Genomic DNA, 22,458 nt, shown 5'->3' on the forward strand with positions numbered 1-22,458 from the left:
CGGTGGCCGATTCTCGGCGGCCAGGATCCGCCGCAGTCATCTGGCGGTGTCGCCCCATCGGTGTTGCGGCGGTCGGCCCCGATCGTCGTCTGCCCCTCGAAGCTGCCCGCGAACGCCAGCTGACGGAGCGTCTGGTGGCCGGCCACGGCCGGCATCGCGCCACCCGTTATTAACGCTATACGTTATTAACGCACCGCGTTATGCTTGGGTGGTGATCGAATCGTTCGCCGACAAGGAGACCGAGCGGGTCTTCGACCGGATGTTCTCGAAGAAACTTCCGCAGGACATTCAACGGATCGCTCGCCGCCGGCTCCTGGTGATCGATGCGGCCACCGACGTCAACGATCTGCGGGTGCCGCCCGGTAACCGTCTCGAAAAGCTCCCCGGTGATCGAGTGGGGCAGTACAGCGTGCGGATCAACGATCAGTACCGCATCTGCTTCATCTGGCGCGGCACGGCTGCGTACGACGTCGAGATCACCGACTACCACTGATCGACCGCACCCATCACACAGGAAGAACCAACAAAGGATTCAGCGATGACCACAGACCTGCACCCTCCCCTCCACCCCGGTGAGATCCTCAACGAGGATTTCCTCGTCCCGCTCGGCGTCACGCAGAACCGTCTCGCCACCCTCATCGGTGTTCCACCGCGACGGATCAACGAGATCGTGCACGGTAAGCGATCGATCACCGCGGACACCGCGCTGCGACTGGCGAAGGCATTCGGCAACAGCGCACAGTTCTGGCTCAACCTCCAGGACCGCTACGAACTCGACATCGCCACCGACAAACTCGGCGACACCCTCGCCAACATCACTCCCTTGTCGGCATGAGAAACCTCCCGCGGATCGCGCCGCGGGGTGGCCGCGGCCGCGACGCCTGTCTCGCAGTAGCGCCGCCACCTCCGGGGCGGATGGTCAGCCGGCGGGCAGGTCGCGCACGTACCGGCCGGGGGCGGTGTCGAGCGCGGGATGCCGCGCGCTGCCGGGTGCGGCCGGCGCGGCCATCTCCTCCCCGCTGCGGGCGAGCACCCAGTCGGCCCAGGCCTGCCACCAGCTGCCCTGCTGCCGCTCGGCGTCCTTCAGCCAGGCATCGGGGTCCGGGCCGGGTGTGCCCCCGGTCCAGTAGTGTGCCTTCGGGTTGCCGGGCGGGTTGACCAGGCTGGCGATGTGCCCGGAGAAGCTGAGCGCGAATTCGGTTTCTCCACCGAGCAATTGGGTGGTGCGGTAGCAGTTGCGCCACGCGGTCAGGTGGTCGGCGATCGCGCCCGAGACGAAGGTGGGCACGGTGATCGCCTTCAGGTCGACGGGCGTGCCCAGCACGGTGAGCCGGCCGGGCTCGACGAGCACGTTGTCCCGGAAGATGTCCAGGAACTGACCGTGCAGGGTGCCGGGCAGGTTGGTGCCGTCGGCGTTCCAGGCGAGGATGTCGAAGGCCGGCGGGGTGCGTCCCATCAGGTAGTTGTTGACGACGTAGTTGAACACCAGGTCGTTCGGGCGCATCCAGGTGAACGCCGAGCCCATGTCCCGGGCGCTGATGATGCCCTTGCGGCGGGACCGGCCCTTGGCGAACCGGATCAGGGTGGGCCGGGCGAACGCGCCGAGCAGTGCCGGATCACCGAAGTCCAGCATCGTCACCGCATAGGCCATGCTGTGCACCCGGGCATCGCCGCGGGCGGCCAGGTGGTTGAGCACCGTGGTGGCGAGGATCCCGCCGGCGCAGAACCCGATCAGGTTCACCTCGTCGCTGCCGGTGATCTCCCGCACCTCGTCGATCGCCCGGAGCACCCGGCCGGCGTAGGTGTCGAAGTCCCAGTCGCCCTGCTCGGCGGTGGGATTGCGCCACGACAGCAGGAAGGTCTGCAGGCCCCGGCCCACGCTGTATTCGACGAAACTGCGTCCCGGCCGCAGGTCCAGGAAGTAGTACCGGCCGATCGGCGGGGGCACCACGAGCACCGGCCGGCGGCGGACCGTCTCCGTGGTCGGGGTGTACTGCAGCACCTCGGCGACCTCGTCGCGGGAGATCACCGCACCCGGGGTCACCGCCAGGTCCTTCCCGACGGTGAAGGCGCCGCGCTGGACCATCGACGGCATGCCCCGGTTCTCGATCAGATCCGAGACGAAGTGCCTGGTGCCGCGCGCGAGGCTGAGTCCGGCGGTGTCGAACGCCTCCTTCAGCGCGGCGGGGTTGGTCCACAGGTAGTTCGTCGGGGCCAGGGCCGCGGTGAGGATGTCGGCGGCGAACCTGGCCTCGGCCGTGCGTCGCGGGCCGATCGCGCGACCGACCTCGTCGACGACTCCGTCGACGGCCTCGGCGGCCGCCAGGTAGGTCTGCTCGAGTCGGCGGTAGGCGGGGTTCGCACTCCACGCCGGGTCGGCGAACCGACGATCCCCCTTCGCCGGAGCCACCGTCGACCGGCCGAGGGCGATCTTCGCCACTTCCCTGCCGAACGACACGCCGTGCCGGGCCACCGCCCGGCCGTGACCGAACACGTCGGCCAGGGCGCCGACGGCCGCCCCGAGCCGCGGCGGCGCGACGTCCTCGCCACCCCCGATCGACTCCTCGACGCTCTCACCGATCACGGTTCGTGCCTGGACCATCACGCGCCTCCCTCCGCCTCCTGGATTGTCTCACCGAATTGCTGCTGGGACGTCCAACAGTATCGAATTAAATTTGGAGGCAAGACATTCAGATGGTATGTAGCCATTTCGGTATGACCCGGCCGGGTGGGAGCCGGCGTCGGCGAACCATGACGAGCGTCCAGTTCCGCGGCCGCGTCCACGCCCGCGAGCCGGAGGGCGCTCGTCATATCGGACGGTGCGGTCGCCCACCAGCAGCAGGGAGGCCCACCAGCAGCAGGGAGGTGGTCGACCGGGAGGGCCCATCCGATGCCGTCTCGGGGCCGGTGCGATTATCGTCGGCCCTCGATGGAAGCCGGCTGGGACGTACACCTCGAGACCGGGCACACGTGGCCGGCCGTGGTCATCGAGGAGATGTTCGACGACGACGCGGACGGCGACGCCGACCGCTGGTCGTCCGTCGAGTGCGTCGGATCGCGTCCCGGTTACCGCGACATGGAGGTGTTCCTCGACTCGGTGGACGATCCCGCCCTGGCCGAGCAGTTGCGCATCGCGATCTCGGGCGAGGCGCTTTCCGTCGCTTCAAGGACGCGCTCTCGCAGTCGCCCGCCGAGTTTCACCGGTATCGCCTGTACTCGGACGAACGCACGCTCGGTCGTGCACGCGCACGGCTCGCAGACCAGGGGTATCGAGTACGTCCCCGCCATGCGGGATAGCCTCCTCGTCCAGCAGTCCCCGCTGAATGCTGGCTGACTCCGCCCACCGGGAGAACGCCCCGCACGAACATCTGAGAACGGGAACTGGCTACCGCGGTCCCGCCGCCGTCCCTGGCGGCCGGTGCAACAGCGTTTTCGGCCCAGCCGTGGTTTTCGGTGAAGAGGCGCTCCGCGAGGCGCCCGGGTCGGATCACGAGCAGATCTTCCTCGAAAATACGGGTGACGCCCTACCGTCAGGGGCACACTCGAGACGGGTCTTCGTCTTCCCGGGTCCGGACCGGGGAAGACGGCTGAGTGCAGACCGTCGTCGTCCGTGAGGAGCAGCACCCTGTTCGGGTACGACCACACCGTCAGCGGCACCACGTGCTTGTGAGCCCGCGTGCGGGGCCGGGGCGCTGGCACCCTCCCGGGGCCGGCGCGATCGCTCGGGTTTCGCCGTCTCACGACCCGGACCACCCGGTTTCGGCGCAGAAGACGGCGCAGAAGACTCCGCGCCAGGGAGCGGCGCAACGCCGTCCGGCCTGGCGTCGGAGATCCGGTGGCCGCATCGAGAAACGGCCGTCGAGAAACGGCCGTCGAGCAATGACCACGGCATGCCCGGCCTGACCGCAGAAGGGGAACCGGTTCATGTACCGACCGACGTTGCGTCGCCGCCGCCCGCGGTGCCGTGCCGGAACGGCGCCTTCTCCACGGCCGGGGCCGTTGACCGCGAACGATCTTGTCCTGCGCGGCGCCACTGCCGCCGATCTCGACGCCACAGCGCAACTGCACATCGAGCAGTTGCCTGTCGGGTTCTTCCCCGCTCTGGGGCCGCGTTTCATGCGTCGCTGGCACAGGACGTTCCTCGACTCACCGCATGCCGTGGCATTCGTCGCGGTGTGTCGGGGCGACTGCGGCGGTGACGTGTGCGCCTTCCTGGTCGGATCGACCGACGAATCGGCATACATGCGGGCGGTGCTGGCCGACCGCCGCTGCCTGCTGACCCTGGCATCGACCGCCGCCTTGTCGCTGCTGCGTCACCCACCACTGGCGGTACGGTTCCTGCGCACCCGGGCGGGGCCGTGGACCCGACGCCTCCTACGCACGATCACCTCGCGGCCTGCTGTGCACCCGGCCCGGATCGAGCCCGTGCCGGTAGCGCTGCTGGCCGCGGTCGCCGTCCGGCCGCCGCTACGGGGTAGCGGCGTCGGTGCATGCCTGGTCGAGCTGTTTCTCACTCATGCGCACGAGCGGGGCGCTGCAACAGCCGAGCTGCTCACCAGTGCCGGCCCGGACGGCGCCGGCGCATTCTACGAACACCTGGGATGGAGCCCGGTGCGAGAACACCTCACCCGCGACGGCGTCACCGTATGCAGCTATCGCCACCCCGTCGTCCCTCCGGCTCGCCCCGGCACTTTCTGCGACCGGTGCGGGACAGATCCCTGATGAATCTGACCCGGCGTCAACTGTTGATGTTGCTGACCGCGGGTTCGGCCGCCGCAATGGCATCGTGCGCCGTCGAGTCGGCCCCGTCCGAACCTGCGCACCCGGCAACCACGCCGACACCGCAGCAACCGCACCCTGGTCCCGGAGCCGGCGCACTTCGTTCTCCGTTATCCGCCGAGGCGAGCCGCTGGCGGCCGGCCCCAGGCGAGGTGTCCCCGGAGATCAAGCGCACCGCGGCGGCGTTTCTGGAAACCGCCGGCAACTGGGGCGACGATGGGACGGCCGTCGACAGCCTCGTCCGGGCCGGCGCGTCACCGGCGGCGGCGGCGACCGCGTCCGTCCTCCAGCCGTCCACCGCCCGCGCCGGGGAACTGACCGTGGTCTATCCGCAGTACGGCGGGCTGGCCCGCGACACCGCGGCGGTGATCGCCTTGGTCGGGCAGAACCTGCGTACCGTCTCGGGGCCGTGGATCCGAGAACTCGTCGTGGACGTGCGGCTGACCAGAGAACCCGGCGGCAGCTGGACCGTCGAGCGACTCGTCCCACCGACCTCGCTGGGTCCGCCGCTGCCGTTGACCGACACGGCCACAGCAGTGCTCGCCAACCCGAAGATCGTCCTGCCGGACCCAGCCCGGATCGATGTCCGCACCGGCAGGATCGACACCCGGCTGCTGGCGATACTTCACGAACTGTCCCGAGAGTTCACCCTGACGGTCCAGGTGATGCATACCGGCCACATCCAGACGGTGTTTCCGACCGCGCGGGTGTCCAACCACGCCGTCGGACGAGCCGTGGACATCCGCGAGATCGACGGTCGGCCGGTGGTCGCCCCGGCCGGTGACGATCGACCGCTTCGGCTGATGCGGCGAGCCGCCGAGTTGGGGGCGACCGAGGTCGGCGGACCTGTCGACCTCAACGGACTACGCAAGGGCTTTTTCTCCGACCACGTCCACCACGATCACATCCATCTCGGTGTCACCCCCGGCGACCTGCCGGCGCACCTCCGGTAGGGTCCTCGTCACTGCAGGAGCTGCACAGGCCACCGCCTCGGGCACCCACAACCGCGTCTACACCCGCGTCCGCAGGTCGGCGCGCATCGCGGAGTGGAGCCGCTCGTAGGCGGCCTTCTCGGCCTCGCGCTCCCGGACGCGCCGGGGGTTCTCGAGGTCTCCCGGCAGACCGTTGCGCTCGAGCCGGCGCCGGCGGTTCTGCGCCATGTAGGCGGCGGAGAAGAACAGTGCGAGCGCGACGCCGAGTCCCATCGTCGACAGGCGCAGCCACACCGGGCCGGGCAGCAGCAGGAACGCGGCGTACAGCGGGAGGAACGGAATCTGACTGCGGACCATGTGGCGGGCGACGGCGTGGTCGCCGATCAGGTCGTTGCGCACCCACTCGCGCATCGAGGCGGGCAGGGGGCGGCCGACGGCGTAGGCGAGCCACTGGAACGGGCCGGGACGGGTGCGCATCTCTACACGCCTTTCGTGCGGGAATCGATGCCCGTGAGTCTACGCAAATAGATAGTGTGCTAACTAATCGCAGGCTAAATATGTCGGGAATCACGGCCGGTCCGGTCGATCCGTATACGTGGACAAGAACGTGTTCTATATTTCGAGTCATGTACGAGTGGTCCGATACCGATCTCATGTTCCGTGACGCGTTGCGGGGATTCATCGACAAGGAGATCCGTCCCCACGTGGATCGGCTCGAGAGCGGTGAGCTACCGCCCTACGACATCATCCGCAAACTGTTCGCCGCCTTCGGCATCGACGAGTTGGCCCGCGACGGCCTGAACAAGGCCCTCGCCCGGGAGGAGGCCGGCGAGACGTCGTCCGCCAAGCCGGGCGGCGGCATGGGCTCCGGCGGTATGGCGGCCCTGCTCAACAGCGAGATCGCCGGCGTCAGCCTCGGGCTCGTCGCTTCGATGGGCGTCAGCCTCGGCCTCACCGCGGGCACCATCCGCAGCCGCGGCACGCTCGCCCAGAAGAAGCGGTGGCTGCCCGAGCTGGTGACCTTCGAGAAGGTCGGCGCCTGGGCCATCACCGAACCCGACTCCGGGTCGGACGCGTTCGGCGGAATGAAGTCCACCGTCCGGCGCGACGGCGACGACTACATCCTCAACGGGCAGAAGACCTTCATCACCAACGGTCCCTATGCCGATGTCGTCATCGTGTACGCCAAGCTCGACGAGGGCGACCCGAGCGTCGACCGCCGGGACCGCAAGGTGCTCGCATTCGTGCTCGAGAAGGGCATGGAGGGACTGACCCAGAGCCCGCCGTTCAAGAAGATGGGCATGAACTCCTCGCCCACCGGCGAGCTGTTCTTCGACAACGTCCGCATCACCCGCGACCGGCTGCTCGGCGAGGCCGAGGAGGGTGGCCGCAGCGACGGCAAGGAGAGCGCGCGCGAATCCTTCGCCGCCGAGCGGATCGGCATCGCCTACCTGGCCCTCGGCATCATCGAGGAATGCCTGCGCCTGTGCAAGGACTACGCCCGCACCCGCAAGCTGTGGGGAGCGGAGATCTCCCGGTTCCAGCTGATCCAGCTCAAGCTCGCCGAGATGGAGATCGCCCGCATCAACGTCCGCAACATGGTGTTCAGCGCCATCGAACGCACGGAGGCCGGCAAGCCGGTCGGCCTGGCCGAGGCGTCGGCGATGAAGCTGTACTCCTCGCGCGCGGCCACCGACGTGGCGATGGAGGCGGTGCAGCTCTTCGGCGGCAACGGCTACATGGCCGAGTACCGCGTCGAGCAGCTCGCACGGGACGCGAAGTCGCTGATGATCTACGCCGGTAGCAACGAGATCCAGGTGACGCACATCGCGAAGGGCCTGCTCGCGGAGTGAGCCGGATTCCGGGTCGCGCGCCGCGGCCCGGAATCCCGGTACCCGGGACCGGTATCTGCACCTACGCTGCAGAATCCACTATCGTGTCGCCATGCCCGAGATCACGCCAGTCTCGACCACCGTGGATTCCGAACTGGCCGAAGGGGTGATGCCCTGCCCGGATCTGGATCTCGCCGACGTGGACGACGCCCGTCGCGCCGTCGACGCGCTCTTCGCCGCCGCCGGTCCCGCCGACCCCACGGGCGTCACCGTCGAGGAGTGGCTCGTTCCCGGTGCCCCCGGCGGCCCCGAGGTTCCCGTGCGGGTCCACACCCCGGACGCGTGCCCCGACGGCAACCGCGCCGGCCGTCCCGTTGTGCTCGAGATCCACGGCGGGGGATTCGTCCTCGGCAGCGCCGCCCACAGTGAGGCCTTCGCCGCCGATGTCGCCCGCGCGACCGGCTCCGTCGTCATCTCGGTCGACTACCGTCTCGCACCCGAGCACCCCTGTCCCGCCGCCGTCGACGACTGCTGCGCCGTCCTGGAATGGATCGTTTCCGGTGCGGCGTGTCTCGACATCGACCCGGACCGTGTCGTCGTCCTCGGCGACGCCGCGGGCGCCGGTCTCGCCGCGATCGTCGCGCTGCGGGCCCGGGACGAAGGCGGCCCGAGCATCGCGCTGCAGGCGCTGCTCGAACCCCAGCTGGACGACCGCCTCGAGAGCGCGTCCATGCGCGGCGACGTCGCCACCCCGGGACGGGCCGCCCGTCAGGCCGCCCTGAGCTGGCACCACTATCTCGGCGGGCAGGAGCCCACCGGGCTGTCCGTGCCGGCCCGCCGGTCGGACCTGACCGGGCTGCCGCCCACCTACCTCACCGTCGACGAACTCGACCCGCTCCGCGACGAGGGGCTCGCCTACGCCCGGCGACTCCTGCAGGCCGGGGTGCCCGTCGAAATGCACTGTCACCCAGGCGAATTCTCCGGTTTTCCGCGCGTGCGACCGGCCGGTGCCACCCGTTCGCTGTGCGACGCGATCGTCCGCGCCACCGCGCGCACCCCCGTCCTCGACCCCGACTGAACCGTCTCCCCGGCGCCGCCGCCCCCTCGGTGACACAGGCCCTGGCACAATTGAGCCCGCCGCACCGGTTGGGAGGAGCCGGTCGGCGACACGGGAGGAGGGACACGTGACCGTCACCGACGGACGCGTCGCGCGGGCCGAACGGACCCGCCACGCAGTGATAGAGGCGCACATCGCCCTGATCGAGGCCGGTGAGCTGAAACCGACCGGTGCGCAGATCGCCGCACGGGCCGGGGTCTCGCTCCGGGCGCTGTGGGCGAACTTCAACGATCTGGAAACGCTGTTCGAGGAGACGGGGACGGAGCTGCTGCGGCGGCAGGACACCGCGTTCGCCCCGGTCCCCGTCGACCTGCCGCTCGACGAGCGGATCGACGCGTTCTGCCGGCAGCGCGCCGAACTGCTCGAGCGGATGGCGCCGTTCGCGCGCGCGTCGGCGGTCCGGGCCCCGCAGTCCAAGAGGATCCAGCGAAACAGGTTGCGGCACATCGCACGTGTGGTCAACGAGGTCGACGAGCTGTTCGCGGCGGAACTCGCCGCGCTCGACCCGTCGCGCCGGGCCACGCTGGTGCGCTCCGTGGCGGTGGCGAGCACCTGGGCATCGTGGGTGGCGCTGCGCGATGTGCTGGACCTGCCGGTGGCCGAGGCCGCCGAGCTGATGACGCACACCGTCACCGCCCTGTTGTCGGAGGCGCGCCAGCCGACGTCGTGCTGAGGCCGGTCAGGGCGTCAGACGGTAGAACCGCCAGAACCCGAAGTCCTCGATCGGCAGCACCGACATGTCCGAGAAGCCCGCGTCGAGCGCGTACCGGCGCAGGGTGTCCGCACGCATCACCGTGCCCGTTCCCGCGCTCGGCGGGTGGCTCATGCCGTCCGGCAGGCAGCACGAGATGCTGAAGCCGTACATCAGCCGCTCGACCTCGTCGCCGGGAGCGGTGAACCGGTCGGCGACGGCCTCGTCCATGACGACCATGACCCCGTCGGCCGCGAGTGAGCCGCGCACCGCGGACAGCACCTCGACGGGGCGCGGCATGTCGTGGACGCACTCGAAGGCGAACGCCGCCGTGAAGTGTTCGTCGGGCAGGCTCGCCGCGTCGGTCTCGACGACGGTGATCCGGTCGGCGACGTCGGGGCAGGCCGCGACATTCGTCCGGGCCAGAGCGACGGTCGCCGGATCGATGTCGATGGCGAACAGCCGGGCCTGGGGGTACGCGCGGGCCAGCGCGATCGTGGACCACGCACCGCCACAGCCGATGTCGGCGATCTCCGCGCCCGGTCGGCGCAGCAGCGCGTCCAGGTCCGGCACGGACGCCAGGGCGCCCGGCAGCGCCTTCTCGTACCACGGCCGGTTCATGTCCGCCTGGCTCTCGCGCGCGTCGGCGCCGAGCTGCGCCCAGCTCACGCCGCCGCCGGTGCGGTACGCGTCGAGCAGGGCGGGGAGCTGCACGGACACCCCGGCGAACAAGCGAGCCAGCGGTCCGAGATAGTTGAGACTGTGCTCGTCGGTGAGGACCTCGGCCACCGCCGGCGGAAGAGTGAAGCGCGGCGGATCGCCGTCGTCGACCTCGAGCAGGCCGGTCACCGCCTGCTGCTCGAGCCATTCGCGGGCGTAGCGCGGGGCGGTCCCGGTCCGCGTCGCGAGCTCGTCGGAGGTGGCGGGACCGTCGGTTGCGAGACTGCGGTACCAGCCGAGCCGGTCGCCGAGATAGATCGCGATCAGATCGACGGCGCCGAGCGCGGAGTCGAGAACGCGCTGAGCGACGGTGTCGACGGGGGAAACGGTTTGCGTCACGGTGGGGCCTCCGGAGGAGAGGGACAGGGGTGATTTCGAGAGTCCTCCGGTTCCGGGCGGCGGACAACACCCCCTTGGGTGGCCGAATGTGACATCCCTTCGATCAGATCGAAGGGATGTCACATTCGGCCAGTCCGCACAGCGGGCGCGGGAACCGGACGGGGGCACCGGACGTTCGAGGTCGTGCAACCGGAAGGAGTTCATCGTGCAGATCACTGCCAGTGCCCTGTCCCTCAACGTTCCCGACGTGGCCGCGTCGGCCGACTTCGCGACCCGCCACCTCGGGTTCACCGAGGCGATGGCCGAGGACGGGTTCGTCTCGCTCACCCGCGAGGACGCGGGCTTCAGCCTCGTGTTCCTGCGCACCGGGCTCGGCACCTTCAAGCCCGCGAGCATCGCCGGCGACGCCGGGCAGGGGATGCTCGTCGCGTTCGTCGTCGACGCAATCGACGACGAGTACGAACGACTGCGGGCGGAGGGGATCCCGATCGTCACGCCGATCGAGACCGAGCCGTGGGGCGAGCGGTACTTCCAGATGCGCGACCCGAACGGCATCGTCTACCAGCTCGTGCAGTGGATGGACGAGCCGCACCCGGTGAGCTAGCCGGACGATCGGCCGGCGTGCGCCGCGAGGAACGGTCCGACCACCGACAGCACCTCCGGCGCCGCCGCGATCGTCGTGGCGTGGTCGTATCCCCGGATCACCGCGAGCAGGGCACCGGGTATCTTCCGCGACAGCTCCCGGGTGTCGTCGATCCGTTCGCGGTCCTCCGAACCGACAAACGTCAGCGTCGGCACGTCCAGGGCGGCGAGGTCGGCGTCGTCGATCCCGGGTTCGCGATCCGACCGTCGCATGTACGCGGCCAGGGCGGCGGCGTCGTTCGCCCGGAACGCGGCCTGCGTCGCGGCATCGACGGGCGAACCGAGGTGTTCCGCCCACGCCTCGAGGAACCCGTCGATCCCGTAGTGCCCGAGCACGTCGGCGCATCCCGGGAAGAACAGGCGATCGAACGCTCCGGCCTGCGCGCGGGCGCTGCCGCCGCCCACGGTGAGCGTCCGCAGCCGGCCGGTGTCGCGCACCGCCAGGGACAAGCCGACCCGCGCTCCGAACGAGTACCCGAGGTAGTGCACGCGCTCGGTGCCGGCGGCGTCGAGTACCGCCAGGACGTCCCCGACGATCAGGTCCATCGCGTAGGCGTCGGGGACGTGCGGCTTGTCGCTGCGGCCGTGGCCGCGCAGGTCGGGCAGGATCAGCCGGTACCGCTCGCGCAGGGGGCGCACGTATCCGAATCCCCGCCAGATGGCCGACGACAGGGCGCTGCCGTGCGCGAGCAGCAGCGACGGGCTGCCGGCGCCGGCGTCCGATTCGATCACCGTGAAGGCGATGCGGGTTCCGTCGACGGGGTTGGTCGCGTGGCTCACCGCTCCAGTCTGACCGACCGGGTCACCCCGATGTCGGCCAGGAACCGCTCGTCGTGGCTGACCACCACGAAGGCGCCCCGGTACGCGCGCAGTGCCTGCACCAGATGCGTGAGGCTGGGCAGGTCCAGGTTGTTGGTCGGTTCGTCGAGGAGCAGCAGCCGCGGAGCCGGGTCCGCCGCGAGCAGGGTCGCCAGCGCCGCCCGCAGGCGCTCGCCGCCCGAGAGGGCGGCCACCGGCACGTCCGCGTCGGCGCCGCGGAACAGGAACCGGGCGAGCAGCGCCCGGACCTGCTGCGGCGACTCGTGCGGGGCCCGCAGCGCGACGTTGTCCGCCACCGACAGCGACTCGTCGAAGATGTCCAGCCGCTGCGGCAGCACCGCGAACGGCACCCGGGGACCGGCCGCGACGATGTCGCGCAGCAGCGTCGTCTTGCCCGAGCCGTTGGGCCCGCGCAGCGCGATCCGCTCCGGGCCGACGATCTCGAGCGGCCCTTCGGCGACCCGCACACCGGGATGCACCTCCGTCTCCGGCAGGTCCACCCGGATCTCCCGGTCGTCGCGCACGGTGTCCTGGGCGCGCTCGAGGTTCTCGCGCGCTCCGGCGAGCTTGCCCTCGTGTTCGCGGCGCAGCCGGCCCGCCGACTCCTGGGCCTGCCGCTTGCGGGCCCCCATCACGATCTTCGGCTCCCGCTTGTTCTCGAACATCTTGCGGCCGTAGCGCTCTCGTCGGGCGAGCTTGATGTGCGAGTCGCTCAGCTCGCGTGCCTGCCGACGCACGTCCGCCCGGGCGTCGCGTACCGCGGCCAGTGCCGCGTCCTGCTCGGCCGCGACGATGCGTTCGTACTCGCTGTAGTTGCCGCCGAACAGCCGCAGCCGCCCGTCGCGTACCTCCGCGACGGTGTCGACCCGCTCGAGCAGGTCGCGGTCGTGGGTCGCGACGACGAGCGTGCCGGCGAACTCGCGCAGTGCGTCGTACAGCCGCGCACGGGCCGCCGAGTCCAGGTTGTTCGTCGGCTCGTCGAGCAGCAGGACGTCCGGCTCGTCGAGCAGGCGTGCCGTGAGCGCCAGCAGGACGGTCTCGCCGCCGGACAGGGTGCCGACGGTGCGCTCGAAGTCGCTGGGGGAGGAGACGATTCGTTCGAGACCGAGGCGGTGCAGGGTGGCCAGGGCGCGCTCCTCGATGTCCCATCGCTCACCGACGGCGTCGAAGTCCTCGACGGCGGTCGAGCCGGCCTCGATGCGCCGCAGCGCCGCGCGCACGGTATCGATGCCGAGGACGGCGTCGACGGCGCGGTGTGACTCGAGGATGACGTCCTGTGGCAGCCGCAAGACCCGGCCGCGCACCGTGACGGAGCCCCGGGTCGGCTGGATCTCGCCCGACATAATCTGCAGCAGAGTCGATTTGCCGGAACCGTTGCGTCCGACGAGTCCGGTGCGCCCCACGGGGAGGGTGGTGTCGAGGCCGTCGAACACGGCGGTGCCGTCCGGCCAGGCGAAGGTCAGGTCCGACAGGGAAAGGCCCGAGGGCGGGGACGGGTGTGACATGGCTGCTCCCGGAGTAGGTGACGGTACCGCGCGCAGGTGCGGCGCGGCGGGCGAAACCTCTACAGGAGCAACGGTCTTCTCCGATCGACGGGAATGTGACAGGAACCGACGGTAGAACAGCGTCCGTCGGGCCGGCAACCGATTTTCCCGAATCGGGGGCCGTGTCACTACAGGCAGCATGTACGCAACGTGCGGGCGGCAGTGGACGACGGCACCGTCCGGCTTCGGGCATGATCGTTGCTGTGCCACTCCTCCGACGCCGACCGGTTCCGCTCCTGTTGACCGTCGCCGCCGCGCTGGCGGCCGCCGGGTGTTCCTTCGGGCCCGACCAGCCCGAGACGGTCGTGGGGGAGTTCGCCGCGGCGGTCGAGGCCGGCGACGTCCGGGCCGCGGCGGAGCTCACCACCGATCCCGCGGCGGCGGCCGCCACGATCGACGGCGTGCTCGAGGGGCTCGGCGGGGTCCGGCCCGACCTCGACCTCGCCGGCACGGGCGACGGCGGCACCTTCGAACTCGACGTCGCGTGGACCTTCGCCGAGGGCCGGGACTGGTCGTACCGCACGTCCGGCAGTGCCGTGGACGTCGACGCGGAGGGCTGGCGCATCGAGTGGGACCCGGCGGTGCTGGCCCCGGGCCTGACCGCCGACACCACGCTGAGCTACACGACGACCGTCGGCCCGCCGCCGTCCGTGCTCGACCGTGGCGGGCAGCCGATCCTCGAACAGCAGGTCGTGACGCTGGTGAACCTCGATGCCACCGCCGACCCGGCGGCCGTCGCGCCGCTGCTCGCGGGCGCCGCCCCCACCGTCACCGCCGAGTCGCTCGCCGCCGACGTCGCCGCGGCGGCGGGCAAGCCCGTGACCGCGGTGACCCTCCGCGACGCGGACATCGCGCCGATCGAGGCGCAGCTCGCCGCGCTGCCCGGCGTGACCCTCGTCCGGCAGACCCGGCTGCTGACGGTCGACCGCGCGCTCGCGTCCCCGGTGCTCTCCGGGCTGGGGGAGCTGTGGCAGCAGGGCCAGGACGCGTCCGCCGGCTGGGCCGTGCAGTCGGTGTCGGAGGACGGCAGCGCCCGCCGCGTCGCCGGTGCCGACGGTCCGCCCGCACCGGACCTGCAGACCACGCTCGACCTGGGTCTGCAGACCCGCGCCGAGGCGGTGCTGGCCTCGGTGCCGCAACCGGCGGTGATCGTCGCGGTCGAACCGTCCACCGGGGCGGTACGCGCGATGGCGCAGAACGCCGCCGCCGACGCCGAGGGACCGGTCGCGCTGACCGGGCTGTATCCGCCCGGTTCCACGTTCAAGACCGTCACCACCTCGGCCGCCCTGCAGTCCGGGGCCGTGACCCCCGACACGGTGGTGCCGTGCCCCGGGACGGCGAACATCGAGGGCCGCGTCATCCCCAACGACGACAGCTTCGACCTCGGCCCGGTCCCGTTGCACACGGCCTTCGCCTTCTCGTGCAACACCACGATGGGCCGGCTCGCGGTGGGATTGCCGGCGGCCGCGCTCACCGACGCGGCCCTGCAGTTCGGGCTCGGGGTCGACTACGTCACGCCCGGACTGGTCACGGTCACCGGCAGCGTGCCCGAGGCGCAGACCCCGGCGGAGCGCGTCGAGTCCGCGATCGGCCAGGGCCGGGTGACGGCGTCACCGTTCGGTATGGCGCTCGTGGCGGCGTCCATCGCGCACGGGTCGACGCCGCTGCCGATGCTCGTCGAGGGCCGGCCCGCGGTGGCCGATCGCACCCCTGGTGCCGCGCCGGCGGAGGCCACTTCCGCGTTGCGGACGATGATGCGGGAGACTGTGACGGGTGGAACCGCGAGCACGCTGCGGGACATCCCCGAACTCGTCGGTAAGACGGGGACGGCAGAGTACGGTGATGGCACCGGCGCCCACGGTTGGTTCGTCGGCTCGCAGGGAGACCTCGCGTTCGCGGTTTTCGTTGCGGGAGCGGGCAGTTCGGCGCCGGCAGTGGACGTGGCGGGACGCCTGCTGAGGGGGTGATGCGCGGCTTGTGGCGCAATCGTGATCGCATCGTAGGCAGGGCGTGCTTGTTACTGAAGTGACAGAAGTGAAGGTTGGTCGTTATGGGTTTTCGGGACTGGCGCAGGGGGCGCGGCCGCGTGACAGCCCTGGTCTCCGTCGTGGTTCTCGCGGCCGGCATGGCGTCGTGCGTGTTCGATGAGCCCCGGAGCGATGCGCAGCGACTCGTCGACGACTTCGTCGCGGAACTGAACGAGGGCGACGCCGCCGGCGCCGCCGCGCTCACGTCGTACCCGAACGCCGCCGAGGCGTCGATCCGGCAGATGTTCGAGGGCATGAAGGACGGCAGCGTCGACTACGACGTCGCCCAGTTCGTCGAACTCAACGAGCAGACGGGGTTCTTCACCCTCGGCGCCGACTGGAACTTCGGGCCCGGCAAGGACTGGGGATACCAGGTGGACGGCGTGGCGAAGAACCTCGCCGTCGGCTGGCGGATCTCCTGGGACCCGCAGGTGCTGGTGCCCGACCTGAACCGGACCCGCACCGTGCACCACGTGCGCACCGACGCCGCGCCGCCGAAGATCTTCGACCGCACCGGTCGGTTGCTCATGGCCGAGCAGACCATCAACGCCGTGGTCGTCGATCCCGCCCTCGTGCCCGACCCGGTCGACACCACGACGCGGCTGGCGAAGGTGCTCGAACCCGTCGCCCCGGTCATCACCGCCGACCTGCTGCAGCGCAACCTCGCGGCGAGCCCCGGGGCGCGCATCACCGCGGTGAAGCTGCGCGACCAGGACTACCAGTTCCTCGAGGACGAGATCGTCCCGATCCCCGGCGTGGTCGTCGTCAAGACCCCGACGCTGATCAGCGCGGACCGGCGGATCTCCACGCCGCTGCTCGATCCGCTGCGCGCGGCCTGGCAGCTCGAGCGGGACGCCACCGCCGGGTGGGCCGTCACCCTCGAGGAGCCCGGCGCCGACCCGGTGCAGGTCGCCGGCTTCCAGGGCCCGCCGCCGCCGGACCTGCAGGCGGCCCTCGACGCGCACGTCCAGCTCGCCGCCAAGGAAGCGGTGGTCAGCGTGGGCACCCCGGCGGCGATCGTGGCGATCCAGCCGTCCACCGGCGGCGTCCTGGCCCTGGACGTGAACAACTGGGCGATGGAACTCGGCCCCGTCGCCTCGCGCGGGCTGTACCCGGCCGGGCAGACGCTGGATCCGGTGCGGCTGGCCGCGGGCCTGGACCGGGGCGTCGACCCGGCCTCGGTGAGCGCCGACGATCTGGCCGACACCGCCCGTCGGCTCGGGCTCGGGCTGGACTACGAGGTCCCCGGCTTCGACTTCGAGACCGCGCAGATCGGGGAGAACCGGTCCGGGGTGGTGCAGTTCTCGGGTTCGGACGGCGGCGGGGAGGCGCTCCTCAGTCCGTTCGGTGCTGCGCTGCTCGCCGCGTCCGTCGCGCGGGGGGAGGCGCCGTTGCCCGCGATCGTGCAGGGCAAGCCCGCGAGGGTGGGGGAGGCCGCCGAGCCGCTGCCGACGCACGTGACCGACGCGCTGCGCGCCGCGATGGCCGAGAACGTGCGCAGCGGCCCGGCGTCGTTGCTGAAGGGGCACCCCGGTCTGTCCGGCATCGCGGCCGCGAGCGGTGACGACCGCTGGTTCTACGGGTACACCGGCGACCTGGCGTTCGCGGTGTTCGTCGCAGGCGCCGACGGCGGAGACCGCGCGGTGAAGATGGCCGACATGTTCCTGCGGGAGCTGGGCAAGCCGCCCACCGACCGCTGAACCCCGACGGCACGAATGCCGACAAGCGGGCCGGTCGCCGCGGTATTCGACGCGGAGACCGGCCCGGGGCGCGGTGGCGTCGGGATGTGGCCACACCCGTCATGGGGCGGCGGACTTGTGGAGGCCTTCCACGCACCGAGGGGCGGGCGGTCGCCGGATGCCCGCACGGAGGAAGGAGGTACCGTCCTAGCTCACTCGCTTCTCATCTGTGCGTAACCTCCGGTTGCGTAACCTGCGCTAGCGTCGCCTCATGGCGATTTCGGAGGTCGCGGACTACGCCCACTTGACCGGGGCGGATATCGAGGCGCTGGGCGTCGAGTTCGACGCGATCCGGCGTGATATCGAAGCGTCGCGTGGCGAGCGTGATGCCCGGTACGTGCACACCGTGATCCGCCTGCAGCGGTCCCTCGAAATCGGTGGTCGCGTGGTGTTGTTCGCGAGTGTGTTCCCGCCGGCCTGGCTTGCCGGCACGGCGATGCTCGGCACCGCCAAGATCATCGAGAACATGGAGCTCGGCCACAACATCATGCACGGCCAGTGGGATTGGATGAACGATCCGGAGATCCACTCGTCGTCGTGGGAATGGGACATCGCCGGCGTGTCGGCGCACTGGAAGCAGACCCACAACTACATTCATCACAAGTACACCAACGTGCTCGGGATGGACGACGACGTGGGCTACGGCCTGCTGCGCGTCACCCGCGATCAGCGCTGGCGGCCGTGGAGCGTCGGCAATCCGGTCTACAACCTGGTGCTGCAGCTGTTCTTCGAGTACGGCGTGGCGTTCCAGCACTTGGAGCTGGGCAAGGTGACCGAGGGCGGTGTCGATCGTGTCGAGTTCATGCGCCGATGCCGCGAGGTGGCCGGGAAGGTCGGCAAGCAGACCGCCAAGGACTATGTTCTCTACCCGGCCCTGACCGGCCCGGCGTTCCTGCCCACGTTCACCGCGAACCTGGCGGCGAACATGATCCGCAACGTCTGGTCCAACATGGTCATCTTCTGCGGGCATTTCCCCGACGGCGCGGAGAAGTTCACCACGGCCGATCTGGACGACGAAACGCGGGGGCAGTGGTACCTGCGTCAGATGCTCGGCAGCGCGAATTTCGAGGCGGGGACGGTCATGGCATTCCTGAGCGGCAACCTCTGCTACCAGATCGAGCATCACCTGTTTCCCGATCTGCCGAGCAACCGGCTGCGCGAGATTTCCGTGCGGGTGCGTGCGCTGTGCGAGAAGTACGACCTGCCCTACACAACCGGATCGCTGCCCGTTCAGTACCTGAAGTCCTGGCGCACCATCGCCAAGCTGGCGCTGCCGAACCAGTTCCTTCAGGCGACCGCCGACGACGCGCCCGAGACCGCGTCGGAACGCAGGTTCGCCGATCCGAAGCCGCGGATCGACCCGGTCACGGGCAGTCGCCGCGGGCTGTTGACAGCACTTCGCGATCGTGCGGGAGTCTGACATCGCCAGGAGGCGTAACTCGAGCACGGGCGACCTCGCCGATCCGTTCGAGAATCTCGGCGCAGAAATGCCCATCGCGCCCGGCATTGGCCCGTGTGGTCAGGACGAGAGGTCGACACCCCAGGCATCGGCGCCGATCCCCTGGAGGGCTGGATGCGGCAGTGCGCCGTTCGACCGGTCCGAACAGTCGGTGGCGGGCAGTGTCGGTCGCCGAGACCGATGCGGTGGTCTTGCCGACATCGACACGACGATCGTGGACGGTGTGACGGGAGCGGCATGCACAGACACAACCTCCGGACGGGTGTCGGAGTGCATCTGAAAACTCGAGACGAGGTCATGCCGTGCGGGCGAGTCGGCGTGAGAGCCTCTTGAGCGTAGCGACGTGCACCATCGCCTCGTAATGGTCGGGGCGGGTCTCGTAGTCGCGCCCACAGCGGCGGTGCTTGTACAGCCAGGCGAGGGTCCGCTCGACCACCCACCGCCGCGGCAGAACCGCGAAGCCGCGCACATCGTCGTTGCGTGTGACGATCTCCACGCCAAGGGACAGCACGCTTTTCGCCCACCGCACGAGCCATCCCGCATAGCCGCCGTCGGCCCCCACGAGCGCGATCCTCGAGAACCGGTCCCGCAGCACGACCAGCAGCCGGTGGGCGCCGTCCCGGTTCTGGATACCCGCGGCGGTGACCACCACCGCCGACAGCAGCCCGGCCAGCAGAATCGTGCCGACAGGCTGCGCGTCCACTGTCACCCGCGCCGCATGTGGTTATCGGAGCTGGGAATCGACACTGTGTTGATCCGGTGTTGTTGCAGTAGAGCAGAATTCGCGAAGTTCGGTACGGAGTTCGTCGGCGCGGTCGCGGGCGGCGGTCGAGATCGGGCTCTGCTGCGCGGCGGCGACGCTCGACACGCGGGTCGGCGCGTACCGCTGCGGTGTGCAGTTCCTCGACCCGGCGTGCCCGAGCCCGCTCGTCCACATCGGCGGCGATACGCTCCAGGATCGCCGCCACCCGTGTCAGGTCGACGACGACGTGGCCGTGGATGGGCCAGTCGCCGGCAGGGCGCAGGTTCACCGGGGGCGGGCAACTGTGCTGCTCGAGATGTTCCAGCCAGGATGCACACCGGCGTGTCCAGCCCACCTCGTCGGACAAGCGGTCGGCGACCAGGGCGCGCCCGTCCAGTTCAGTGTCCTCGCTGGTATCCGGATCTTCGACTCCCCGCTCCGGCGTGAAACGCTGCGGGCGGATTTCTCGAGCCGCAGCGTCCCGCCGGAGCGCCTCCTTCCGGGCCGTTGCGGATCACCTGGCCATACCCGTGACGATCAGTCGTCAACCCCGCTGCCGGCGGCAGGAGTCGACAGGAGGGAGCCCCGCCGACTTGCGCGTCGCGACGGGGCCCAGCCGCCAGCCGGGGTGGGAGCGGCCAAGGTCAACCCTATGCCCGGTGCCCACTGGTCGCCACGTCGCCGGGCGCGGGCGTCCATGTCAGGGGGTGGGGATATCGACCGAGTCCGGCGGCCGTGCCGGCCCGGCATCCGAACGTAGACGACCCCGTCGGAGCCAGGCTGACGAGCATGCACTCCGACGGGGTCTCGGTCGCCGTCCGGATGGCAGGCGACGGCCTTGACGAGGATGATAATCCGGCCGAGGCGCCCAATGGCGATAATCAGCCGTTCCCGTCGGATCCTGGGGCCGTGCAGGAGCGGAAGACACCTGCCACAAGATCAGCACGGGTCGCAGCGGCGGAAGAGCCGGCATTCGGCGTGTCGGCAATTGCTATTACGTCAGTTTTGGCCGTAGAGCCTACTTCCCAACATATTTGGCCGCGCTGATGTAGCCGTATGATCGCATCGGATGCATTGAATGCGTCGCACAATTTCGGGACTTTGTGGTCGTCGGCTCAGGGCGGTCTCGGGAGCAGCAGACCGACACCGCCGGCGAGGCTGAGGACGGTTCGGGCGTGGTTGGCTCGGGTCCACACCCGCCGGTAGTTCGGCCACTGCTCGGCCCGGTCGCCGGCCAGCCGGTTGTTCAGGGGCACGTTGATCGCCATCGTCGAGAGCCATCCGGCCAGGTACGCCACCGCCCCGGCGATCCGGAGAGGTGCGTGGGCCCCGGGTTCGGCGAGCGCCGCGGCGGCGGTGACCGCGCAGGCGGCCGAGGCGAACACGCCGTCGCGGGCCGAAGGCATCCACCATCACCGACGGAGGTGGGGACGGCACACGTCGACCCGTACCAGCGCCCCGTCCTCGTCGAGAAGGGGCGCACCACGGCCTCCGAGCGCACGTCCGCATCGTCGGTGTCGGTGAGCACCAGGCACCGCGGCGCCCGGGTGGACGAGGTCCGGGCCCGGCACAGCGCGGCGCCACTACCGTCGGGCAGTCACGCCTCGAGGACCACCACGGCAGGATGCCGTCGCGCGAGCTGCGTTGTGGCGTCGACCGCGGTGGCCGCCTGCCCGACAATCTCGAGATCCGGTTCGGCGGCGACCAATCCGATCAACCCGCGACGGACGATCTCATACCCGTCGACTACAAACACGGAGTGCATCGCAGGGCCTGTCGCCTTTTCGTTCCGATGAGCGTTCCGGTACGGACGGGTTCGAGGTCGGACCCCCGGTATTGCATCAGAAATGAACGCCGGGCGCAGCGTGACCGGGCCGTCCGCGAAGCGGTCGGTGGCGGGGGCCGAAGCCGGCGGTGCACGATTGCACGGAGGCGCCGATGTCGGTGACGGCCCGGCGCGCCCACGCCCGGCAGCGAGAAGCTGCGGACCGACGCCGACGGGCCCCTCCGCCGGTGCGGGTGGGACCAGACCCGCAGCCTCATCACCGCACTCGACACCGTGGAGCTGCACACACTGCTGTCGAGCCCGCTGCCGCCGGACCCTCGCACCCCTCGCGGTCGTCGGCGGACTGCCCATCGAGGAACACGGGGTGCCGGGCCGGACGCACCGATCGAGCAAATGTTCGACCCGGTGAGCGCCCAAGAACTCGACGGAGCGATGCGCTGCACCAACGGGGGAGGTGCTCACCGGCCTGGCCACCCTGGCACGCACGACGGGTGGGAACGGAATTGTCCCCTCCCACCGCCGGGCGGTACCGAGAAGGGCGTGGCGTGGCTGATCGCCCACCGGGCACCCGCAGTCGGCCGAATCCTCGCCCTCGCGGCCAGTAGATCGTTCCCGAGGGGCCCACCCCCTCCGGATCCGGCACCCAAGACTGACCATCGGTGAACTTTCGGCGCCAACGGTCGAAGGGGGTGGCGCCAGGGGCGCGTCACCCGGGGTGCGCAGATGACGCGTACGCTCACCACCTCTCCCGTCCGCGAGGCGGGCGGGCGAATCGTCGCGCCGGCGATCGTCGCCGGTGGGATATCGGTGACCGACCATGAGCGCCGCGGTCGAGCTGCTCGCGCGTCACGTAGGTGCGCCCACCGGCAGAGTCGGGGCGCCGACCCGGTCGGCCTCGAAGCCGTGTACGGCCAGAAGTTGTCCACGCGGTGGCGGGTGCGTACCACCTCACCGCAGGTAGCGTGGACTCGGAAGCGGTCGCCGTCGCGCGGCCGACGACCGCACTTTCGTCGGGAGATTGTCATGAACATCATCGAAGACACGACCCGTGCCGTCACCCGCACCGCGGACCTCACCACCGCCGCGCTGGGAGCCGTGGGCGGAGGCTTCATCGGAGGAACCCTCGGGGTGGTCAAGGGCTTGTTTCAGGGCACCGCCGCCGGCCTTCGTGGCGGAGCCGGCCTGGGCGTCCTGGCGGTGGACAAGGCCCGGGGCGCCGCGTCCGGGGCCGAGGCGAGGCCCGCCGCGGGCCCGACGGTCGCCGGCACGTCCACACCGCCGTCCCCCACC

General features: G+C 70.4%; 21 protein-coding genes. 13 read left to right on the forward strand and 8 right to left on the reverse strand.

The features are described 5' to 3' along the window. Positions 1–211 precede the first annotated feature (211 nt). On the forward strand, positions 212–493 hold the full coding sequence (locus G6038_RS12545) for a type II toxin-antitoxin system RelE/ParE family toxin (RefSeq protein WP_165038084.1): 282 nt from the start codon (positions 212–214) through the stop codon (positions 491–493). A 45-nt stretch (positions 494–538) separates the two neighbouring features. After that, positions 539–835 (forward strand): HigA family addiction module antitoxin, encoded by a 297-nt coding sequence (locus G6038_RS12550; RefSeq protein WP_165038086.1) that lies wholly within the window; start codon positions 539–541, stop codon positions 833–835. 84 nt (positions 836–919) lie between these two features. Here the strand turns inward: G6038_RS12550 and G6038_RS12555 are convergent, their stop codons facing one another. Then, positions 920–2,602, reverse strand: a complete 1,683-nt coding sequence (locus G6038_RS12555) for an alpha/beta fold hydrolase (protein WP_165038088.1) — start codon at positions 2,600–2,602, stop codon at positions 920–922. A gap of 378 nt (positions 2,603–2,980) precedes the next feature. Between G6038_RS12555 and G6038_RS12560 the strand changes: the two genes are divergently transcribed. The 3 genes from G6038_RS12560 to G6038_RS12570 all read left to right on the forward strand — a co-directional run bounded on the left by G6038_RS12560 (position 2,981) and on the right by G6038_RS12570 (position 5,732). Next, positions 2,981–3,334 carry a hypothetical protein gene (locus G6038_RS12560; protein WP_165038090.1) on the forward strand — a complete coding sequence of 118 codons (354 nt, stop codon included), beginning with the start codon at positions 2,981–2,983 and terminating at the stop codon, positions 3,332–3,334. 665 nt (positions 3,335–3,999) lie between these two features. After that, positions 4,000–4,722, forward strand: coding sequence for a GNAT family N-acetyltransferase (locus G6038_RS12565; RefSeq protein WP_165038092.1), 723 nt, complete (start codon positions 4,000–4,002; stop codon positions 4,720–4,722). Between the two features lie 209 nt (positions 4,723–4,931). Continuing rightward, entirely contained in the window at positions 4,932–5,732 is an 801-nt protein-coding gene (locus tag G6038_RS12570) for a hypothetical protein (RefSeq protein ID WP_165038094.1), read from the forward strand. A gap of 57 nt (positions 5,733–5,789) precedes the next feature. On the opposite strand, the gene G6038_RS12575 is transcribed toward G6038_RS12570, so the two are convergent. Next, a complete protein-coding gene (locus tag G6038_RS12575) occupies positions 5,790–6,188 on the reverse strand; it encodes a DUF5313 family protein (RefSeq protein WP_165038096.1) in 399 nt (132 codons plus the stop codon). A 149-nt stretch (positions 6,189–6,337) separates the two neighbouring features. Between G6038_RS12575 and G6038_RS12580 the strand changes: the two genes are divergently transcribed. From G6038_RS12580 to G6038_RS12590, 3 genes are all read left to right on the forward strand, one after another. After that, positions 6,338–7,564, forward strand: a complete 1,227-nt coding sequence (locus G6038_RS12580) for an acyl-CoA dehydrogenase family protein (protein WP_165038098.1) — start codon at positions 6,338–6,340, stop codon at positions 7,562–7,564. A 91-nt stretch (positions 7,565–7,655) separates the two neighbouring features. After that, positions 7,656–8,621: an alpha/beta hydrolase gene (locus tag G6038_RS12585; RefSeq protein WP_165038100.1), complete on the forward strand. Its 966-nt coding sequence runs from the start codon at positions 7,656–7,658 to the stop codon at positions 8,619–8,621. 106 nt (positions 8,622–8,727) lie between these two features. Beyond that, on the forward strand, positions 8,728–9,333 hold the full coding sequence (locus G6038_RS12590; protein ID WP_165038102.1) for a TetR/AcrR family transcriptional regulator: 606 nt from the start codon (positions 8,728–8,730) through the stop codon (positions 9,331–9,333). Between the two features lie 6 nt (positions 9,334–9,339). Here the strand turns inward: G6038_RS12590 and G6038_RS12595 are convergent, their stop codons facing one another. Beyond that, positions 9,340–10,410 (reverse strand): methyltransferase domain-containing protein, encoded by a 1,071-nt coding sequence (locus tag G6038_RS12595; RefSeq protein WP_165038104.1) that lies wholly within the window; start codon positions 10,408–10,410, stop codon positions 9,340–9,342. Between the two features lie 205 nt (positions 10,411–10,615). On the opposite strand from G6038_RS12595, the gene G6038_RS12600 reads away from it, so the two are divergent. Then, on the forward strand, positions 10,616–11,014 hold the full coding sequence (locus G6038_RS12600) for a VOC family protein (protein ID WP_165038105.1): 399 nt from the start codon (positions 10,616–10,618) through the stop codon (positions 11,012–11,014). On the opposite strand, the gene G6038_RS12605 is transcribed toward G6038_RS12600, so the two are convergent. After that, complete coding sequence (locus G6038_RS12605) at positions 11,011–11,832, reverse strand: alpha/beta hydrolase (protein ID WP_165038107.1); 822 nt, start codon at positions 11,830–11,832, stop codon at positions 11,011–11,013. The genes G6038_RS12600 and G6038_RS12605 overlap by 4 nt on opposite strands. Beyond that, positions 11,829–13,376, reverse strand: coding sequence for an ATP-binding cassette domain-containing protein (locus tag G6038_RS12610; protein WP_165038109.1), 1,548 nt, complete (start codon positions 13,374–13,376; stop codon positions 11,829–11,831). The genes G6038_RS12605 and G6038_RS12610 overlap by 4 nt, the downstream gene beginning before the upstream one ends. Before the next feature lie 230 nt (positions 13,377–13,606). On the opposite strand from G6038_RS12610, the gene G6038_RS12615 reads away from it, so the two are divergent. The 3 genes from G6038_RS12615 to G6038_RS12625 all read left to right on the forward strand — a co-directional run bounded on the left by G6038_RS12615 (position 13,607) and on the right by G6038_RS12625 (position 18,601). Further along, positions 13,607–15,382: a penicillin-binding transpeptidase domain-containing protein gene (locus G6038_RS12615; RefSeq protein ID WP_165038111.1), complete on the forward strand. Its 1,776-nt coding sequence runs from the start codon at positions 13,607–13,609 to the stop codon at positions 15,380–15,382. A gap of 83 nt (positions 15,383–15,465) precedes the next feature. After that, complete coding sequence (locus G6038_RS12620; RefSeq protein WP_206024635.1) at positions 15,466–17,142, forward strand: NTF2-like N-terminal transpeptidase domain-containing protein; 1,677 nt, start codon at positions 15,466–15,468, stop codon at positions 17,140–17,142. A 250-nt stretch (positions 17,143–17,392) separates the two neighbouring features. Continuing rightward, a complete protein-coding gene (locus tag G6038_RS12625) occupies positions 17,393–18,601 on the forward strand; it encodes an acyl-CoA desaturase (protein WP_165038113.1) in 1,209 nt (402 codons plus the stop codon). Between the two features lie 334 nt (positions 18,602–18,935). Here G6038_RS12625 and G6038_RS12630 read toward each other — a convergent pair whose 3' ends face one another. From G6038_RS12630 to G6038_RS12640, 3 genes are all read right to left on the reverse strand, one after another. Continuing rightward, positions 18,936–19,349, reverse strand: coding sequence for a transposase (locus G6038_RS12630; RefSeq protein ID WP_240918455.1), 414 nt, complete (start codon positions 19,347–19,349; stop codon positions 18,936–18,938). 1,148 nt (positions 19,350–20,497) lie between these two features. Next, the gene (locus G6038_RS12635; protein WP_165038115.1) at positions 20,498–20,788 is read right to left on the reverse strand and encodes an anthrone oxygenase family protein; all 291 of its coding nucleotides are present in this window, start codon (positions 20,786–20,788) and stop codon (positions 20,498–20,500) included. 191 nt (positions 20,789–20,979) lie between these two features. Next, positions 20,980–21,138 carry a hypothetical protein gene (locus G6038_RS12640; protein ID WP_165038117.1) on the reverse strand — a complete coding sequence of 53 codons (159 nt, stop codon included), beginning with the start codon at positions 21,136–21,138 and terminating at the stop codon, positions 20,980–20,982. A 1,053-nt stretch (positions 21,139–22,191) separates the two neighbouring features. Between G6038_RS12640 and G6038_RS12645 the strand changes: the two genes are divergently transcribed. Next, positions 22,192–22,458: hypothetical protein (locus tag G6038_RS12645; RefSeq protein ID WP_165038119.1), on the forward strand; the 267-nt coding region annotated here is incomplete at its 3' end.

Source organism: Rhodococcus sp. 14C212, from assembly GCF_011058195.1.
In the GTDB taxonomy this organism is placed as follows: Bacteria; Actinomycetota; Actinomycetes; order Mycobacteriales; family Mycobacteriaceae; genus Rhodococcus; species Rhodococcus aetherivorans.

Coding starts and splice junctions, on each gene's coding strand:
- G6038_RS12550 (WP_165038086.1), top strand. CDS start 539: ATGACCACAGACCTGCACCCTCCCCTCCACCCCGGTGAGATCCTCAAC.
- G6038_RS12555 (WP_165038088.1), bottom strand. CDS start 2,602: ATGGTCCAGGCACGAACCGTGATCGGTGAGAGCGTCGAGGAGTCGATC.
- G6038_RS12575 (WP_165038096.1), bottom strand. CDS start 6,188: ATGCGCACCCGTCCCGGCCCGTTCCAGTGGCTCGCCTACGCCGTCGGC.
- G6038_RS12580 (WP_165038098.1), top strand. CDS start 6,338: ATGTACGAGTGGTCCGATACCGATCTCATGTTCCGTGACGCGTTGCGG.
- G6038_RS12585 (WP_165038100.1), top strand. CDS start 7,656: ATGCCCGAGATCACGCCAGTCTCGACCACCGTGGATTCCGAACTGGCC.
- G6038_RS12610 (WP_165038109.1), bottom strand. CDS start 13,376: ATGTCACACCCGTCCCCGCCCTCGGGCCTTTCCCTGTCGGACCTGACC.
- G6038_RS12615 (WP_165038111.1), top strand. CDS start 13,607: ATGATCGTTGCTGTGCCACTCCTCCGACGCCGACCGGTTCCGCTCCTG.
- G6038_RS12620 (WP_206024635.1), top strand. CDS start 15,466: ATGGGTTTTCGGGACTGGCGCAGGGGGCGCGGCCGCGTGACAGCCCTG.
- G6038_RS12625 (WP_165038113.1), top strand. CDS start 17,393: ATGGCGATTTCGGAGGTCGCGGACTACGCCCACTTGACCGGGGCGGAT.
- G6038_RS12635 (WP_165038115.1), bottom strand. CDS start 20,788: ATGCCTTCGGCCCGCGACGGCGTGTTCGCCTCGGCCGCCTGCGCGGTC.